Annotated in this window: 13 protein-coding genes and 2 pseudogenes; 10 read left to right on the top strand and 5 right to left on the bottom strand. The window is 59.9% G+C overall.

Annotation, left to right across the window (positions count from 1 at the left end; translation table 11 throughout):
• Position 1 precedes the first annotated feature (1 nt).
• From VXM69_RS11125 to VXM69_RS11115, 3 genes and pseudogenes are all read left to right on the top strand, one after another.
• Positions 2-580 carry a hypothetical protein gene (locus tag VXM69_RS11125; RefSeq protein ID WP_367189238.1) on the top strand — a complete coding sequence of 193 codons (579 nt, stop codon included), beginning with the start codon at positions 2-4 and terminating at the stop codon, positions 578-580.
• A gap of 386 nt (positions 581-966) precedes the next feature.
• Positions 967-1,723: pseudogene (locus tag VXM69_RS11120) on the top strand (IS5 family transposase).
• A 27-nt stretch (positions 1,724-1,750) separates the two neighbouring features.
• Positions 1,751-2,961 (top strand): annotated as a pseudogene (locus VXM69_RS11115) (IS3 family transposase).
• A 274-nt stretch (positions 2,962-3,235) separates the two neighbouring features.
• Here VXM69_RS11115 and VXM69_RS11110 read toward each other — a convergent pair.
• The 4 genes from VXM69_RS11110 to VXM69_RS11095 all read right to left on the bottom strand — a co-directional run bounded on the left by VXM69_RS11110 (position 3,236) and on the right by VXM69_RS11095 (position 8,834).
• Positions 3,236-4,354 (bottom strand): tyramine oxidase subunit B, encoded by a 1,119-nt coding sequence (locus VXM69_RS11110; protein ID WP_059620796.1) that lies wholly within the window; start codon positions 4,352-4,354, stop codon positions 3,236-3,238.
• Positions 4,355-4,415: 61 nt separating this feature from the next.
• Positions 4,416-5,690 carry an enolase C-terminal domain-like protein gene (locus tag VXM69_RS11105; RefSeq protein ID WP_059692652.1) on the bottom strand — a complete coding sequence of 425 codons (1,275 nt, stop codon included), beginning with the start codon at positions 5,688-5,690 and terminating at the stop codon, positions 4,416-4,418.
• Position 5,691: 1 nt separating this feature from the next.
• Positions 5,692-7,101, bottom strand: coding sequence for a DUF4147 domain-containing protein (locus VXM69_RS11100; protein WP_059692650.1), 1,410 nt, complete (start codon positions 7,099-7,101; stop codon positions 5,692-5,694).
• 329 nt (positions 7,102-7,430) lie between these two features.
• Positions 7,431-8,834 (bottom strand): PLP-dependent aminotransferase family protein, encoded by a 1,404-nt coding sequence (locus VXM69_RS11095; RefSeq protein ID WP_042972937.1) that lies wholly within the window; start codon positions 8,832-8,834, stop codon positions 7,431-7,433.
• Between the two features lie 161 nt (positions 8,835-8,995).
• Here VXM69_RS11095 and VXM69_RS11090 point away from each other — a divergent pair, with 161 nt between their 5' ends.
• The 6 genes from VXM69_RS11090 (at position 8,996) to VXM69_RS11065 (ending at position 14,733) form a co-directional block, all read left to right on the top strand.
• Positions 8,996-9,769, top strand: coding sequence for an aldolase (locus tag VXM69_RS11090; RefSeq protein ID WP_021156795.1), 774 nt, complete (start codon positions 8,996-8,998; stop codon positions 9,767-9,769).
• On the top strand, positions 9,651-11,003 hold the full coding sequence (locus tag VXM69_RS11085) for a branched-chain amino acid ABC transporter substrate-binding protein (RefSeq protein ID WP_367188590.1): 1,353 nt from the start codon (positions 9,651-9,653) through the stop codon (positions 11,001-11,003). Before VXM69_RS11090 ends, VXM69_RS11085 begins: the two co-directional genes overlap by 119 nt.
• 74 nt (positions 11,004-11,077) lie before the next feature.
• Entirely contained in the window at positions 11,078-12,028 is a 951-nt protein-coding gene (locus VXM69_RS11080) for a branched-chain amino acid ABC transporter permease (RefSeq protein ID WP_021156797.1), read from the top strand.
• A gap of 18 nt (positions 12,029-12,046) precedes the next feature.
• The gene (locus VXM69_RS11075; protein WP_034186305.1) at positions 12,047-13,216 is read left to right on the top strand and encodes an ABC transporter ATP-binding protein; all 1,170 of its coding nucleotides are present in this window, start codon (positions 12,047-12,049) and stop codon (positions 13,214-13,216) included.
• Between the two features lie 24 nt (positions 13,217-13,240).
• Positions 13,241-14,017 (top strand): ABC transporter ATP-binding protein, encoded by a 777-nt coding sequence (locus VXM69_RS11070; protein ID WP_034178806.1) that lies wholly within the window; start codon positions 13,241-13,243, stop codon positions 14,015-14,017.
• A complete protein-coding gene (locus VXM69_RS11065; protein ID WP_034186304.1) occupies positions 14,017-14,733 on the top strand; it encodes an ABC transporter ATP-binding protein in 717 nt (238 codons plus the stop codon). Before VXM69_RS11070 ends, VXM69_RS11065 begins: the two co-directional genes overlap by 1 nt.
• A 708-nt stretch (positions 14,734-15,441) precedes the next feature.
• Here the strand turns inward: VXM69_RS11065 and VXM69_RS11060 are convergent.
• Positions 15,442-16,146 carry a haloacid dehalogenase type II gene (locus VXM69_RS11060; RefSeq protein ID WP_059619760.1) on the bottom strand — a complete coding sequence of 235 codons (705 nt, stop codon included), beginning with the start codon at positions 16,144-16,146 and terminating at the stop codon, positions 15,442-15,444.
• A 105-nt stretch (positions 16,147-16,251) separates the two neighbouring features.
• On the opposite strand from VXM69_RS11060, the gene VXM69_RS11055 reads away from it, so the two are divergent.
• The gene (locus VXM69_RS11055) at positions 16,252-17,106 is read left to right on the top strand and encodes a LysR substrate-binding domain-containing protein (protein WP_059619746.1); all 855 of its coding nucleotides are present in this window, start codon (positions 16,252-16,254) and stop codon (positions 17,104-17,106) included.
• The last annotated feature ends 2 nt before the right edge of the window (positions 17,107-17,108 follow it).

Here is a 17,108-nt window from a genome sequence, read left to right as displayed (position 1 = left end):
CCTGACTCAGGTTCTGATTGAGCACAAGAAGGCGCTAGATCCGAAGATCGTGATCGACGAGCCGGTGAAGCACATCTCACAGACACGGGGCATCGTGGACCTGATGCTTTCGAGGGCGACGAAGCAATATCGGGCGAACCGTTTGTCGCACCTCGTCGTCGAGCTGAAAGCGCCGAAGGTGCCGATCGGTTCGGACGAGGTGACGCAGATCCAAGGCTATGCGTTTTCCGTTATGGCGGACCCACGTTTTTCTAAAGTTGGGGTGACGTGGAATTTTTGGGCTATCAGCGACCAACTCGCGACATACACCGAGCAACTGGTGAAGGACGAAACCGGCCTGATTCTCGAAAAGCCGAACGTCAACATCTACGCTAAGACGTGGGCGCAAGTGCTCGACGAAAACCGTGCTCGGTTGAAGTTCTTCCAGGACCATCTGGACGTACAGGTCGATCGCGACGCTTCGCTCAAATACCTGCAACAGCGTTACGCAGCCTACCTCGAGGGCGTGTTCGAGACTGAAGATTCGGACGCGGAATCGGAGCTAAGCGCAGCACCCGCGGCCGACGAAGCATCGGCCTGAGCACGTGCCCCCACGCGCACAGCGCAATGACGCTCGTCCAGTGTGTCGAGCATCAGTTGAAACATTCGTGGTCGCTTGATGTAGGGACGGGTCGAACATTTCCTACGCAGGGGAAACGACCGAGGCGAGGTCGCTTTTGTGGCCGTACCCCGTCGCGGTCGCGGCACCGAACTGGAAACCCACGGTTGATTTATAGACAGCAACATACTAGCTAGCGCGCCTGTGAACACTGCTAGCGCTAATTGTGAGTGGAGCAGCCCCCTGAAACGCCGGACACAGTCACCCACTTACAATAACGGGTAGGCATAAGACTGTGTTTTTGACTAGGGTCTGTTTACATTCGATGAAATGTGTTTACATCTTGTTTTTTGCACGATCAAGGCAAGATGGTCCGAACATTACTGAGCGACGAGGTATGGGCACGAATCGAGTATGTCCTGCCAGGCAAGGAAGGCGACCCGGGGCGAACGGCAGCCGACAATCGGTGGTTTGTCGAGGCCGTTCTCTGGATCGGCCGCACGGGTTGTCCGTGGCGCGACTTGCCGAAGGAATTCGGCCGATGGCATACGGTGTACATGCGCTTCTCCCGGTGGCGTCGCAAAGGCGTGTGGGAACGCGTGGCACATGCGGTATCCGACGAGACGGAAATCAAACGCGTGCTGATCGACTCGACCATCGTGCGAGCACACCAGCATTCGGCAGGCGCCCGAAAAAAGCGGCCCGCAAGCGCTCGGCCGCTCACGAGGAGGATTGACGACCAAGTTGCATCTGGCCGTTGATGAAGCCGGGCGGCCGCTGCGAATGATTGTCACGCAAGGACAGGTCTCGGACATTTCGTGTGCGCACGAATTGGTCGAGCATCTGCGCACGGGCGCCGTGATTGCTGACAAAGGTTACGACTCGGACGCCTTCGTGAACACCATCCGCGCTACGCGCGCGAAGGCCGTTATCCCGCCGCGTTCGAATCGAAAGACCAAACGTCGGTACAGCCGCGTGCTGTATCGAACTCGGAACATCGTCGAACGCTTCTTCAATCGCATCAAACATTTTCGTCGTGTCTCCACTCGTTACGACAAGCTCGCCGGTAACTATCTCGCCTTCGCGGTGCTTGCTTGCGCCTTTGGACCGCTGGTGAGAATGTGAACAGGACCTAACACCAGGCAGGAAGTGATGGAAGTGTTGACGGCCCCGGAGCGCCGGCGGCGCCGGACGGCGGAGCAGAAGCTGGCGATGGTTCGCGAGAGTTTCTAGCCGGGGAAATCGGTTTCGATGGTCGCGCGCCAGCACGGCGTGAATCCGAACCAACTGTTCCACTGGCGTAAGCTGTATCAGGATGGGAGCCTGTCAGCGGTTAAAGCTGGCGAGGAGGTGGTTCCGGCCTCGGAACTGGCCGATGCGCTCAAGCAGATTCGTGAGCTGCAACGGATGCTCGGCAAGAAGACCATGGAGAACGAGATTCTCCGCGAAGCAGTCGAGTACGGTCGGGCAAAAAAATGGATAGCGCACTCGCCCTCGCTGCCGGAGGACGACCAGTGAAACTGGTTTGTGAAGTTCTCGGCGTGTCGCGCTCGAACGTATCGGCACGGCTGTCGCGTCCGGCGACGTGGCGCGATGGCCGTCAATCGAGGCAGACTGACGACGCGGCCGCGATCGAGGAGATCCGCCGGGTCATTGGCGATTTGCCCAGCTATGGCTATCGCCGGGTTTGGGGCATCTTGCGCAACGAGCGCGTTGCAGTCGGACTGGCGCCGTTTAATGCCAAGCGAATCTATCGCGTCATGCGCACACATGGGCTGCTGATGCAGCGCCGACCGATTCCACCTCGGCCCCAACGTCGACACGACGGCAAGGTAGCCGTAGCGCGCGGCAATCAGCGATGGTGCTCGGACGGCTTCGAGTTCCGCTGCGACAACGGCGAGCCGCTGCGCGTAACGTTCGCGCTGGATTGCTGTGACAGTGAGGCAATGAGCTGGGCGGCTACGACGGCAGGCCACAGCGGCGACATCGTGCGCGACGTGATGCTGGCTGCAGTGGAAAATCGGTTTGGCAACGAGCTGCATACGCCGTCCGAAATCGAGTGGCTGAGCGACAACGGTTCGGGCTACACGGCCGACGACACGCGTCGGTTCGCAGTGGCCATCGGCCTGAAGCCATTGACCACGCCGGTATGCAGCCCGCAAAGTAACGGGATGGCCGAGAGCTTCGTGAAGACGATGAAACGCGACTACGTCGCCTTCATGCCGAAGCCGGACGCAGCGACTGCTGCACGCAACCTGGCCATCGCGTTCGAGCATTACAACGAGAAGCATCCCCATAGCGCGTTGAAATACCGCTCGCCTCGCGAGTTCCGGCGCTCGATGGATTCAGCAACCTTAGTGTGATGCTGTGTCCGGTATTACAGGGTCAACTCCAGTGAGCGCCTATACAAACTTCCGCGGGCGCATCGTCGGCAGACTAACGGCAAGGCTGAACGCTTTATCCAGTCAGCTTCACTTGGTGCAAGCGGTCCCAAACCTCGACGCTTGCCAGCATTCGCCCGGCCTGAGCCTTCGGCCTATGGCCGAAGGCTCAGGAAAGTCCCGACACTGGCGCTCGGCACCTTCCAGGGGGATCCAGGCGGCTCAATTGCCGGGAGCGCGATTCACGGTGACCCGATCAGAGAGCCGGCTTTTCCCACAAATTGAGGGGCGTGCCGATCTTCCTTTCCCGCGCGTTGTTATAGAGCTCCGTCCCCCAGCTGATGTCGAAAACCGCCATCCCGCATGCTATGAAGATGACACGCTCCTTCGTGCTCTCCCGGCCCGGCTTGTCGCCATTCACGACATGACCGAGGCTGGTCGAGTCAGGCAGGGCGGGCAGCTTGCCTGCATCGATCAGACGGAAGAACGGGCCGCCAATGACGCTGCTGTAGTAGCTTTCCTTATTGCCCGATGCGATTGCGTCCTCGACATAGGCTTCCTGCAGCGGGGTATGGTCGTATACGACCCTGGCGCCGGTCAGGAACGACTCGTCGGTATTGAACGGGCCTGAGACGAGAATGGTCGCGCCCTCCTTGATCCATTCGTCCTTGAAATAAAGCGGCTTCAGACGCGACGCTGCCACGGTGATGACATCTGCATCACGGAAGCCTTTCTCGGCCTCATCGGTACCGGTGGCGGAAATCCCGTACGTTTGCTGAACCCAACCGGCGAACTCGTTCGCCTTGTCGAGGAAGACGTCGAAACAGACGACGTGCTGGATCGAGCCGAGCTGGGTCATGATCGCGGTGAAGCACGCCTTGTTGATCGGGCCGCAACCGATAACAGACATACTTCTCGCATCTTGGTTGGCTAGATACTTTGCCGCCACTCCCGGCACGGCTCCGGTTCGGGCCGCGCTCAACAAGTTCGCCGACATCAGCGCCAGAGGCGCGCCCGTGTCCTTGTCATTGAGCATCATGGTCAAGATCGAGCGCGGCAGGCCTTTCTCGGCATTGGCGTGATTCGATCCGTACCATTTGTTGCCGCACACGTCGAAGCGACCGCCCAGATAACCGGGCATTGCAGCAAAGCGGCGGTCCGGACCGGCAACCGGCATGTTCGGGAACTTCGTCTCTTTCGGGAAGACGATGTTCATTCCGTGGTTATTGTGATTGGCGCCACCCATCAGATAGTCGCCTCTGCCGAGGAGTCCGAATGTCTCCTCGCATACGGACACGCAGCGCGCGGCATCCAGCACGCCAACTGCGATCATGTCCGGCTCGGAAAGGTACAGAAAGTCGATTTTGGGATACATGGTGCAGACCTCGTCGAAAAAGGAAGATGTTGGGTGTCAAGCTTCGATCCCGACTCAGTGGTCAGAATCGGAGAAGTGGTGAAATGTCGTAGAGGCGGCAACCCGGGCTTCGCGCATTTGCCCGCAACAGAAAGTTGAGCTTTTCGATCCGCTCGCCGGAACGGGGGGCGCCATTCTTCTGGAGCGGAACTTCGAGGCCGACCGAAAAATCCATCACGACGTCATCCACGACACCACCGGAGCGGCCCGAGGGCACCGCGATCATTCCGTGTTGCAGCGCAAATCGATAGGCGTCCATCGCCTCCGTGATCGTTCCGACCTGGTTCGGCTTCAACACGAACCCGTCCACGGCACGAGTCTCGAAAGCCCGCTCAAGTAACGGGAGACTGGTGACCGTGAGATCGTCGCCCAGAATGATCGATCGTCGAATTTCTCGAACCGCCGTGCTGTAACCTTCCCAGTCGTTTTCATCGAGCAAATCCTCGATGAAGACCAAATTGAATTTCTCGGTCAGGAAGCGGGCATAGGCAATGAGTTCGGAGGTGGACACCCGTTTGCCTTTCAGCAGATACGTGCGGGTTTCCTTGTCGTACATCTCGCTTGACGCGCAATCGAGCGCAAACGCGATCCGGCCTGTATAGCCACAGGCGTCGATGGCCTTTTGCATCAGCGTCAACACGACTTCCGGGTCATCCGAAGGGGCGGCGTAGCCATAGGAACTGGCGACTTGAGGTTTGTGGCCCAGATATTCGGTCAGTACATGGCCAAGCTTCTGAAACACGGCCACCGCCATTTCGATGGCGAAGTCGACACTGTCAGTGCCGTACGGCACGATCAGGAACTCGTTGAACGGCTGGGTGAGCCCATCGTATCGTCCGCCGTTGATCACGTTGAAGCATGGGACCGGCACGGTCCTGATGTCGCGGCCGGCGATGTGAGCGTACAGCGGAATCGATCGGGCATTCGCCGCCGTACGGAATGCCGCGATGGATACCGAGTAAATCGTGTTTCCGCCGAGGCGGGACTTATTGGGTGTGCCATCGAGCGCGATCATTTTTTCGTCGATCGCTCGCTGATCAAACACGTTCATGCCGATCAGCGCCGGACCAATTACATCGACCACGTTGTCGACGGCCTTATGAACACTGAGCCCGCCGTAGGTCGCTGGATCGCCGTCCCGCAGAACGAATGATTCGTGCATCCCGACGGAAGTGCCGGTGGGTGCCGCACCTCGACCAACCGCATCGCTTTGGGTGCGCACCTCGACTTCGACTGCGGGCCGGCACTTGCAATCGATGATCTGAAGTGCCCGGACGGATGTGATCTTGTCTTCCATGTCACTTGCTCCCGTTCGGTTCAGGAACATAAAGGATGTTCAAGTCACACAGGTTGGTACCGGTGTTGCCGGTGAAAACGGCGGAGTCGATCGACTCGAGTGCTTCGAAGCAGCTGTGCTCGCGCAGTGCCTGATAGAGGTTGACTCCCTTTGCGGCGGCCGCGGTGAAGCTGGTCGAGTCCGTCATGCCTCCCGCCACCGTCGCCGTGCCGTCCGTGCCTTCGCTGTCGATCGACAGCAGGCAGGCACCCGTGGTTTTGGCCGCCGCGATAGCGAAACTTGCGGCCATTTCCTGGCCGGGCCCGCCGTGCCCCTTGATCACGCTGTTATCGTCGATAAGCGTCGTGACCTCACCGGAGCTGAGAAGCACGCAAGGCGGTTTGATCGGATTGCCGTACGTCTGGATTTCGCGCGCCATCGACGCGAGGAAGGTGCCGGCGTCGCGACTTTCTCCTTCAAGGAACGACGACACGATCATTGCGGGGATACCCATCTCCTCGCAGACTGCCTTGGCGTAAATGCAGGAGTCGGGCAGCGTGTTGAGCAGGAAGTAGGTATTGTCCGGAAAGGCCTTCGGGGTCTCCGCGTCGGGGCCTGCGTTCATCAGATAGTCGACAACGCTCTTGGGCAGGCGATCGGCCACGTTGCGATTGATGATCGTGGCGCGAGCGTCGTCCAGGGTCGTCATGTCGGGACCGATCGGCGTGCTTTTGTAGGCTGCGTAGGGCACTGAAATGTCACCCGTGGCAGGCGATCCGACCGCGTCGCTGATGCCGAAGCCGATCAGTTCGGCACCCGTGCGCTGGATGCGCTGCGCCAACATTCCGCCGTTCAAGGCCGAGATGTGCCGGCGCACGGCATTGATCTCGTAAATGCCTGCACCGGATTTCAGCAGCACGTCCGTGGTATCGATCTCGTCCTGCAGGCTGATGCCTTCGATCGGACAGGACATGAGCGCCGAACTTCCGCCGCTGATCACCGCGATGAACAAGTCGTCTGGTCCGGCCTGATCGACGAGTTCGATGATTTGCTTCGATGCCCGATGGCCTTCTTCGTTCGGGAGGGGATGCCCGCCGACGAACACCTCGGTCTTGTTGAAACGGTCCGATTCTTCCCGGATTTTCACGATGGCAATACCGTGCGTCAGGTGATCACCCAACACATGGTCGACTGCCATTGCCATGTGGTTGCAAGCCTTGCCAGCGCCAATCAGATAGACGTTTCGCTTGCGCGAAAGGTCCCACGAGCGCGTTCCGATATGCAATACGCTACCTTCCATGCGCATGATGCTTCGAATGCGCTGGTAGCTGTCGAGCCTGTCGAGTGTCCGGTCCGCGATCTCGAGTACGATCTGCCGTGACGAAACGACGCCATTCGAGAGGAGTACTTCGTAATTTCGTATCTTTTTCATGCTGTAAATTGATCGGAGTTACCGCCGCATCGAAGTCATGGGCGACGTGTTGTCCGTCAATTTATGCAATCGAGCTAAACAGATACATGCACACTGCGGTGGATCGTTAGATAACTGTAGAGGCTTTGTTGCCTGCACAGTTGGATCCGCGCACGGCGTGGACGCCAGCCGTGAAGTTTCAGCAGGCCGTGTCGATTGTTCTGAAAACCGGCCGGATGAACACCCGTAAAAATGCCCGACGCACATGCGCGCGCCGACTCGAGCGGTTCGAGAGATCACCGGTGCGTTGTGCGACACCGATTCCCTGGCGGCTTAGTGACGAGACCGGGTCAGTGTGCAATGGCATGCGCCAGAAACGCATAAAGACGATCGAAGTTGCAGTGCGCAACATTGAATCGCAGCCAACTACTGGTTGGATTGGTGGCGTAGAAAAGATTGCCTGGCGCCAGAAGAATCTTGTGGTCGACAGCACGTACAGCGAGTTCGGCCGAATCGCAATTGATTCCCGCGGGCCGTGCCCATACGAACATTCCGGATCGAGGTTCGCAGAACACTTCAAAACCGATCGATTCAAGCCGGCGACAGGTCCGTTCCTGAGCGGTAGCGAGACGATCACGCAATTGCTCGGCCTGCTTCCTGAAGTGTCCTTCGGACAGCACTGCATGTGCCAGCTGCTCCGTGATCGTCGGTGTCGACATTCCGGACACCAGCTTCTGGTAAAGCAGGCCCTCGAGAAGCGCGGGCTCCGCGGCCACGAATCCCACGCGCAGGCCGGCACCGATGGTCTTTGAAAAGCTGCCGACATAGACCACTCGTTTCAATTGATCCATGGACGCGAGCGCGACTGAATTTCCGGACACCAGACCGGCAGAGACGTCGTCCTCGACGATGATGCAGTCGTAGCGCTCGGCAAGCTTCAGGACCTTGAATGCCGATGCCGAGCTGTAGCTTGCACCGGTCGGATTATGCAACCGCGTATTGGTGAAGAACACTTTGGGGCGATGAGTCTCGAACGCCTGCTCCATCGAAACGACGTCCGGACCGGTGGGTGTCATCGGAATCCCGACTGCCTTGATCCGGCGCAATCGCAATGCAACGAGCAGATCGCTGTAGCAGGGCTCGTCTACCAGCACGGTATCGCCCTCGCGCGTAAGGTGACGAATGGCGAGATCCAGCGCCTGGTTGGCACCCAGCGTAGTGACGATGCCCGTGGAACTTGCCTCGATCTCGTGTTCCGCAAGTTGCCGCACGATTTGCTCACGCAACGGCTCATACCCCTTTGCGTGCCCATACCCCAATAGCGATCGCGGCTGCGCCGCTACCTGTCTTAGCGCCCGCCCAAGGCCGTCCGCGTCGAACCATGCCTCCGGAATCCATCCCGAGCCCGCGTGAATCGTGCCTTCCGTTCCCTCCAGAACGTTACGCAGCGACCATCCATTCGTGAATTCCTCGTTGAGTTTCTCGATGGTCGGAGGTATCTCGCTACGGCTTCGATCCGCGACATAAAAGCCGGATCCACGTCGTGCCATCAAGACGCCTTGCGCCACCAGGCGATCGTATGCTTCGACGACCGTAAATGTCGACACGCCATGTGCCTCGGCGAATACGCGGATGCTCGGAACCTTGGCCCCGGACCGCCAGGTTCTTTCGTTCACCGTTGCCGTCAGCCCGGCCACGATCTGTTGAACCAGGGACGATTCCCCCTGGGGATCGAGCGTCAGTATCGGTTTCATCGCCGCACCTATCACATCAAAAATACCGGCCCATATAACCGTGCAGGCGACGAACCCAATACAGTTAGTCACCCTCGTTTTAAAGTGTACATGTATCCGTGCAGGTTTGATTCACTACATTGAAGGGGAATCGCATACGCATACTTGCACTGGACGACCCCATGGCACACGCCACCGATTTTTTTCCTGGATCGAAGACCGATGAGCTCGCGAATGCTCGCGACGATCTGGCCGCGGCATTTCGCATCGCCGCGCGCCTCGGCTTCCACGAGGGCACATGCAACCATTTCAGTCTCTTGCTCCCGGGCAGTCGGGAAACGTATCTGATCAATCCGTTCGGACTCAGCTTCGAAGAGATCCGACCGGCTGATTTGCTGCTCGTCGATTCCGCCGGCTCGGTAATCGACGGAGTCGGACGAGTCGAGAAAACCGCGCTCAACATCCATTCCCGAGTTCATCGCGCCTCGCCTGATGCCGCATGCGTACTTCATACGCACATGCCTTATGCCACGGCACTGACGACGCTCGACGGCTTTTGCCTCGAAATGTGCCATCAGAACAGCCTTCGCTTTTTCGATCGCATTGCATACGACCGTGATCAGTCGGAATACGGAGGACTTGCACTCAGCGAACAGGAAGGAGACCGGATTGCCGCCGCGTTGTCTTCCAAGCGTGTCCTGATGCTCGAGCACCACGGCGTGATAGTCACGGGCCCTTCGATTGCCGCGGCACTTGACGATCTCTACTACCTCGAACGAGCCGCCCAGGTCCAAATCCTCGCGATGTCGAGCGGGCGTCCGCTTAAGCGCGTGAGCGATGAACTGGCTCGTCGGACTTCTCGTGAATTCGCCCGTGATCGAGATGAATATGCACGACTTCATTTTCGCTCGCTCAAGCGGCTTCTGGAATCTGCAGAACCGCACTGGCGGGACTGACTATCCCACGTCAAGCGAAATCGGCCATCTCGTGCCCGCGCTCCTGACGCTGCAACCATGTCGACTACCCAATTTGCCCACGCCACGGAGGTTTCACATGAAGTACTGTCACAAACTCACCATCGCCACCCTGTTGCTCGGGGGAATCAGCCCCGCATTGATTTCTGCCGCGCATGCGGATCAGACTGTCAGGATCGGTGTCGCGGGCCCGTTGACGGGCGGCCAATCGAATTTCGGCAAGGACGATGAGCGAGGCGTGCGGCTGGCGATTGAAGAGCTGAATCGGACGCCGATCGTCGTCGACGGTCAATCCATCAAGTTCGAAATGCTGTCCGAGGACGATGCTGCAGATCCCAAAACGGGCGTCTCTGTCGCTCAGAAGCTCGTCGATTCGGGTGTGAAGGCGGTCATCGGCCACTACAACTCCGGCGTGACCATTCCCGCGTCCCGCATCTACAACAATGCGCGTGTTCCGATGATTACCGGCGCCGCTTCAAATCCGGCGATCACGCAGCAGAGCTTCCCGTATGTCTTCCGGCTTGCGGCCAATGACAACGTGATGGGCGCACGCATGGCCGAATATGCGGCAAAGGTATTGCATGCAAAACGCGTGGCGGTGATCGACGATCGCACGGCATACGGATCAGGCGTAGCTGACGTGTTTGCCGCGACGGCGAAGAAGAACGGTATCGACGTCGTCGCCAGGGAATATTCCAACGACAAGGCAACGGACTTCAACGCGATTCTGACGCACATCAAGGCTCAGCGCCCGGACGCGATCTTCTACGGCGGGTACTACGCGCAGGCAGCCGCCATCGGGCGACAGTCCAAGCAGTTGGGTCTTGCGGTCCCGGTGCTAGGCGGGGACGGGATCTGCTCGGTCGATATGCCGAAGCTGGCTGCCGGAACGCTGAATGGGCGGGGGTATTGCGCCGAAGGCGGCGCACCGCTCGCGACGTTGCCCGGTGGTCCGGAATTCGCGGCGCGGTATGAAAAGCAATTCGGTGTGAAGAACGATGTTTACTCGCCGGCATTCTATTCGGCCACGATGGTGGTCGCGCAGGCGATGAAGGCGGCGAATTCGACGGACCCCGAAAAGTTCGTTCCGATGCTCAAGCAAATCCAGTTCTCGACGCTGGTCGGAAAGGTCGCGTTCGACAAGAACGGTGACTGGATTGATGCGCCGGTGACCGTGTACAAAGTGTCGGGCGATAACCTCAGTCCGACGCAGTGATACTTCGAGCGAGAACGACGAGTAATCGGCGTTCTCGCATGCCGATCCAATAGTAATCAACTCTTGGGAGTGACATGGACATTTTTGTCCAACAAATTCTGAACGGGCTGGTGCTCGGCAGTGTCTACGCCATCATCGCGTTGGGCTACACGATGGTGTACGGCATTCTCGGCATCATCAACTTCGCGCACGGCGACGTGCTGATGATCGGCGCGATGGTCGCGCTGTCGGCCATCACCGTGCTGCAGAACCATTTTCCCGGACTCGGCAACGTCGCGACGCTGACGATCGGCCTGGGCATCGCCGCGGTCGTCTGCGCGTTCGTCGGCTTCACGATCGAGCGCGTCGCGTACCGGCCGCTGCGCCGCGCGCCGCGCCTCGCGCCGCTGATCACCGCGATCGGCGTGTCGATCCTGCTGCAGACGGCCGCGATGATCATCTGGTCGCGCAACCCGCTGCCGTTCCCGCAATTGCTGCCGACCGATCCGATCAACGTGATCAAGGCCACCGACACGACGCCGGGCGCCGTGATCTCCGTGACTGAAATCGTGATCATCGCGGTCGCGTTCATCGTGATGGGCGGCCTGCTGCTGCTCGTGCACAAGACCAAGCTCGGCCGCGCGATGCGCGCGATCGCCGAAAGCCCGAATACGGCCAGCCTGATGGGCGTGAACCCGAACTTCGTGATCTCCGCGACGTTCATGATCGGCTCCGCGCTCGCCGCGCTGGCCGGCGTGATGATCGCCTCTGAATACGGCAACGTGCACTTCTACATGGGCTTCATCCCCGGCATGAAGGCGTTCACCGCCGCGGTGCTCGGCGGGATCGGCAACCTCGGCGGCGCGATGGTCGGCGGCGTGCTGCTCGGCCTGATCGAGCAGCTCGGGGCCGGCTACATCGGCAACCTCACGGGCGGCGTATTCGGCAGCAACTACCAGGACGTGTTCGCCTTCGTGGTGCTGATCATCGTGCTGGTGTTCCGTCCGTCGGGCCTGCTGGGCGAACGGGTCGCGGATCGCGCGTAACGGAAGGGAGCAAACAACATGACATCCATTCAACCGATCGAATCCTCGACGTCGCTCGTCGAAGAGCGCAACACCGCCAAGACCATCGTCATCGGCCTGCTGACCGCCGTCCTCGTGATCGCGGCGCCGATCGTGATCGGCTCGGCCGGCGGCAACTACTGGGTCCGCGTGCTCGACTTCGCGATGCTGTACGTGATGCTCGCGCTGGGCCTGAACGTGGTGGTCGGCTTCGCCGGCCTGCTCGACCTCGGCTACATCGCGTTCTACGCGGTGGGCGCATACACGGCGGCATTGCTGAGCTCGCCGCACCTGACCTCGCAGTTCGAGTGGATCGCGGCGCTCGCGCCGAACGGCCTGCACGTGCCGTTCCTGATCATCGTGCCGATCGCGATGGCGCTGGCGGCGACCTTCGGGATCCTGCTCGGCGCGCCGACGCTGCGCCTGCGCGGCGACTACCTGGCGATCGTGACGCTCGGCTTCGGTGAAATCGTCCGGATCTTCATGAACAACCTCGACCGTCCGGTGAACATCACCAACGGCCCGAAGGGGATCACGGGCATCGATCCGGTGCATGTCGGCGGCTTCAACCTGTCGCAGACGCACTCGCTGTTCGGCCTGCAGCTGCCGTCGGTCTACATGTACTACTACCTGTTCGTGCTGTGCTCGCTGCTGGTGATCTGGGTCTGTACGCGCCTGCAGCACTCGCGTATCGGCCGTGCGTGGGCAGCGATCCGCGAAGACGAGATCGCGGCGAAGGCGATGGGCATCAACACCCGTAACGTGAAGCTGCTCGCGTTCGCGATGGGCGCGTCGTTCGGCGGCCTGTCGGGCGCGATGTTCGGCTCGTTCCAGGGCTTCGTGTCGCCGGAATCGTTCACGTTCTGGGAATCGATCGTGGTGCTCGCCTGCGTGGTGCTCGGCGGCATGGGCCACATCCCGGGCGTGATCCTGGGTGCGGTGCTGCTCGCGATCTTCCCGGAGTTCCTGCGCTCGACGATGAGCCCGCTGCAGCATGCGTTGTTCGGCCACGACATCGTCGATACGGAAGTGATCCGTCAGGCGCTGTACGGCCTCGCGATGGTCGTCATCATGCTGTACCGCTCGGAAGGCCTGTGGCCCGCGCCGAAGCATGAGGACAAGATCGCGAAACTGGCGAAGCGCAACAGCAAGAAGCCGGTGCGCGCTTAATCGACGGACACAGGGGATATACACATGAGCGACAAGCAAATCCGACTGTCCGTGCAGGGCGTGAACAAACGCTTCGGCGGCCTGCAGGCACTGTCAGACGTCGGCCTGCAGATCAAGGAAGGCGAGATCTACGGCCTGATCGGCCCGAACGGCGCCGGCAAGACCACGTTCTTCAACGTGATCACGGGCCTCTACACGCCGGATTCCGGCGACTTCAAGCTGGACGGCCAGAACTACACGCCGACGGCCGTGCACCAGGTGGCCAAGGCCGGCATCGCGCGCACGTTCCAGAACATCCGCCTGTTCGGCGGCATGACGGCGCTCGAGAACGTGATGGTGGGCCGCCACGTGCGCACCAAGCACGGGCTGCTCGGCGCGGTGTTCCAGACGCCGGCCGAGCGCCAGGAAGAGCGCGAGATCAAGGAACGCGCGATCGAGCTGCTCGAATACGTCGGCGTGCTGCAGTACGCGGACTACACGTCGCGCAACCTGTCGTACGGCCACCAGCGCCGTCTCGAGATCGCGCGCGCGCTGGCCACCGATCCGAAGCTGCTCGCGCTCGACGAGCCGGCGGCCGGGATGAACGCGACCGAGAAGGTCGAACTCACGCGCCTGCTCGACAAGATCCGCTCGGACGGCCGCACGATCCTGCTGATCGAGCACGACGTGAAGCTCGTGATGGGGCTGTGCAACCGGATGACGGTGCTCGATTACGGCAAGGTGATCGCCGAGGGTCTGCCGCAGGACGTGCAGAAGAATCCGAAGGTGATTGAGGCATATCTCGGCGCAGGGGTGCACTGATGGCAGCGGCAATGTTGAAAATCAAGGGCTTGCAGGTCAACTACGGCGGCATCCAGGCCGTCAAGGGCGTTGACATGGAAGTCCGTCAGGGCGAGCTCGTGACGCTGATCGGCGCGAACGGCGCGGGCAAGACCACGACGATGAAGGCGATCACGGGCCTGAAGCCGTACTCGGCGGGCGACATCGAGTACGACGGCAAGTCGATCAAGGGCATTCCGCCGCACGAGCTGCTCAAGCGCGGCCTCGCGATGGTGCCGGAAGGCCGCGGGATCTTCGCGCGGATGTCGATCATCGAGAACATGCAGATGGGCGCGTACCTGCGCAACGACACCGAGCAGATCAAGAAGGACGTCGACCGGATGTTCGGCTTCTTCCCGCGGCTGAAGGAGCGTGCGTCGCAGCTCGCGGGCACGCTGTCGGGCGGCGAGCAGCAGATGCTGGCGATGTCGCGCGCGATCCTGAGCAAGCCGAAGCTGCTGCTGCTCGACGAGCCGTCGATGGGTCTGTCGCCGATCATGGTCGAGAAGATCTTCGAAGTGGTGCGCGAGATCTCGAAGGAGGGCATCACGGTGCTGCTCGTCGAGCAGAACGCGCGCCTCGCGCTGCAGGCGGCCGACCGCGGCTACGTGATGGATTCGGGCACGGTCACGATGGAAGGCGACGCGAAGCAGATGCTCGACGATCCGAAGGTGCGCGCCGCGTATCTGGGTGAGTAACCTCGTGAACAAGTGCGGCAAGCCGACGATACTGGTCGAAACGAGCAATGCAGGGAGTGGTATCGCACGACTTGACTCTCACGCCTTCGTGTCCTTAAAGTCCGGACACTCGCATCGACCGAACCGACTGATTGCGATCGGATGTGTCGAGGCCAGTACCGGGACCAATCATGCAGATGATCCAGCCGCATGAGTCGGCAGAATGCGTTTGTGCTGGAGCGCACTGAGCTTGAGGCCATCGTTGGAAGTTGGAGCGCGTTGCAAACAAAGCATCCACGACCTTTGGCATCGGGAGCAAGAGGATCCGACCTGAGCGCCCTTCAACGGCTCAAAGAGAGAAGTCTCAGTCGCCTTACCAAGTAGACCGGCACCATGCCGATCAAGTTTTTCAGCGGCCGGTCCGACCAGTGATCTTGGGAAACCAACGGGTTCTTGCCGGTGTCGGAAGCGGAGCAAGATGGGTGGTGGAGCGGGGCAGTCCTGGAGCGAGAGTCATCCTGATTTGCGTCGGGATTCAGCGTCGACGTTTCGGGTCACCGGATGCAAATCGTTACGTGTCGTTCTGGGATCAGGGTTTATGTGCCGGACCGCGATCAGTATGTCGATGATGAGAAGCGTGTGTGATGTACCCCGATCGGAACGCGTCGCGTCTTCCGGCAATATTGCATGCACTTGGGCAAGCCGTGATCGGGGTAACGGGACAATGGACTACCAGTCGAGCGTAGCAAAGAGTTCCGGTACTTCGTGCAGCGTCTGTAACGTCGCGTCTGGAGTGTAGTCCGGCAGCAATTTTCGACCGGTGCCTCGATCAATCCACACGCAACGAAATCCGATGTCTCGCGCCGCTGCATGGTCCAGATGCGGGCTGGCGCAAATGTGAACAACGTCGTCCTTCGATACATCAAGCTGTTCGTGCGCGTAATCGAACAGCCGACGTGCTGGTTTGTAGGCCCCGGCCTGTTGTGCAGTAATGACCCTGTCGATATAGCCGCCAAGTTGTGCTACGTTGCCTGCAATAATGTCGTCGTCCGTATTCGAGACAATACACAGACGGTATCCCATTGCTTTCAACTTCCCTAGCGTGCCGACGACCTCGGGAAACGGTGGCATCGCCGCAATCCTCGAAGTCAGCACTGCGGCGTCGCTTTCGCTCCCGGCAAGCCCGAATTCCTCCAGCGCAAGTCGAAGGCCCTGGCCGGAAACCTGACGGAAGGTGCGGTGGGGCGATTGCTGCTCGAGCTCATGTTCATACCGGTCGTAAACGTCGATGAATCTGGATGCGTCGACCTCCGTTGCCTGCCGTTTTCCAAGAATCTCGCGTACCGCTGCCAGCAAACCTTCGTCCCATTGAATGAGCGTGCCGTAGCAGTCGAATGTCAGCCATTGTGGCCGACTCGTATCTTTCAGTGACATCATTGTTCCTGTTTGGCTAGAAGACATTCGCATCATAGGCAGAAGGTTTCATATTTAGAAATTAGATAATAAAATCATTGATATTTAAATTTCAAATGACTGACCATGTTTGATCTCGAGCTACTGAAGACGCTGATTTGCGTCGTTGATGAAGGCAGCTTCACTCGTGCAGGCGAACGTGTTCATCGCACGCAGTCGACTGTTAGCCAGCAGGTGCGAAAGCTGGAAGAGTCGGTAGGTCGCCCGCTGCTGCTCAGGGACCGTTCGGGGAATCATGTCGTTGCCACCGAACACGGTGTCTTGCTCGCGCAGTACGCGCGGAGGCTGCTGGCGTTGTCGCAGGAAGCCCGCGAGGTGCTCCAGCGCGACGTCAAGCTTTCGCCGGTTCGAATCGGGGTCCCGGAGGACTTCGATGCGCGGCGCATGTCGGCAATACTCTCGGGTTTTCTGAAGGTCCGACCGGATGTGAGGCTTGAAACGTCGGCGGGTATGAGCGCGGATTTGCAAGGCAAGCTTGCCGCGAGGGAAATAGACCTCGCACTCGTCAAGCGGGAACCCGGCAGAGGCGACTGCTTCGCGGCTTGGCCAGAGTCGCTTGCTTGGGTGCGGGGGCGGGATGCTGATCCCCCGAAGCCGGATTCGGATGAGCCGATCGCGCTTGCGCTTTTTCCCCACGGATGTATTTACCGTCAGCGGGCGATCCGCAGTCTCGACAAGGCGCAGCGTGCCTGGCGCATAGCGTTTGGCAGCCAAAGCCTTACTGCGATTCAGGCAGCGGTCGCCGCAGGTCTGGCTATCTCGGTGCTACCGAAGTCTGCGATCTTGCCGGAGCATCGAGTCTGCACCGATTTGCCTCCATTGCCACCGTCAGAGCTTGCGCTAGTCGGCACCGGCGATATTCTTGACAACGCACAGCGAGATATGGTCGATTTTTTGATCAAGCAAATCAAACGCGCGTAACC

Origin of the sequence: Burkholderia sp. Ed8 (assembly GCF_040761425.1) — a bacterium.
GTDB lineage: Bacteria > Pseudomonadota > Gammaproteobacteria > Burkholderiales > Burkholderiaceae > Burkholderia > Burkholderia seminalis.
Note: the sequence above shows the minus strand (reverse complement) of the source record. Positions and strands in the feature narration are given on the sequence as shown.

Coding starts and splice junctions, on each gene's coding strand:
- VXM69_RS11100 (WP_059692650.1), bottom strand. CDS start 7,101: ATGAAAAAGATACGAAATTACGAAGTACTCCTCTCGAATGGCGTCGTT.
- VXM69_RS11065 (WP_034186304.1), top strand. CDS start 14,017: ATGGCAGCGGCAATGTTGAAAATCAAGGGCTTGCAGGTCAACTACGGC.
- VXM69_RS11095 (WP_042972937.1), bottom strand. CDS start 8,834: ATGAAACCGATACTGACGCTCGATCCCCAGGGGGAATCGTCCCTGGTT.
- VXM69_RS11060 (WP_059619760.1), bottom strand. CDS start 16,146: ATGTCACTGAAAGATACGAGTCGGCCACAATGGCTGACATTCGACTGC.
- VXM69_RS11070 (WP_034178806.1), top strand. CDS start 13,241: ATGAGCGACAAGCAAATCCGACTGTCCGTGCAGGGCGTGAACAAACGC.
- VXM69_RS11080 (WP_021156797.1), top strand. CDS start 11,078: ATGGACATTTTTGTCCAACAAATTCTGAACGGGCTGGTGCTCGGCAGT.
- VXM69_RS11075 (WP_034186305.1), top strand. CDS start 12,047: ATGACATCCATTCAACCGATCGAATCCTCGACGTCGCTCGTCGAAGAG.
- VXM69_RS11110 (WP_059620796.1), bottom strand. CDS start 4,354: ATGTATCCCAAAATCGACTTTCTGTACCTTTCCGAGCCGGACATGATC.
- VXM69_RS11105 (WP_059692652.1), bottom strand. CDS start 5,690: ATGGAAGACAAGATCACATCCGTCCGGGCACTTCAGATCATCGATTGC.
- VXM69_RS11085 (WP_367188590.1), top strand. CDS start 9,651: ATGAACTGGCTCGTCGGACTTCTCGTGAATTCGCCCGTGATCGAGATG.
- VXM69_RS11055 (WP_059619746.1), top strand. CDS start 16,252: ATGTTTGATCTCGAGCTACTGAAGACGCTGATTTGCGTCGTTGATGAA.
- VXM69_RS11090 (WP_021156795.1), top strand. CDS start 8,996: ATGGCACACGCCACCGATTTTTTTCCTGGATCGAAGACCGATGAGCTC.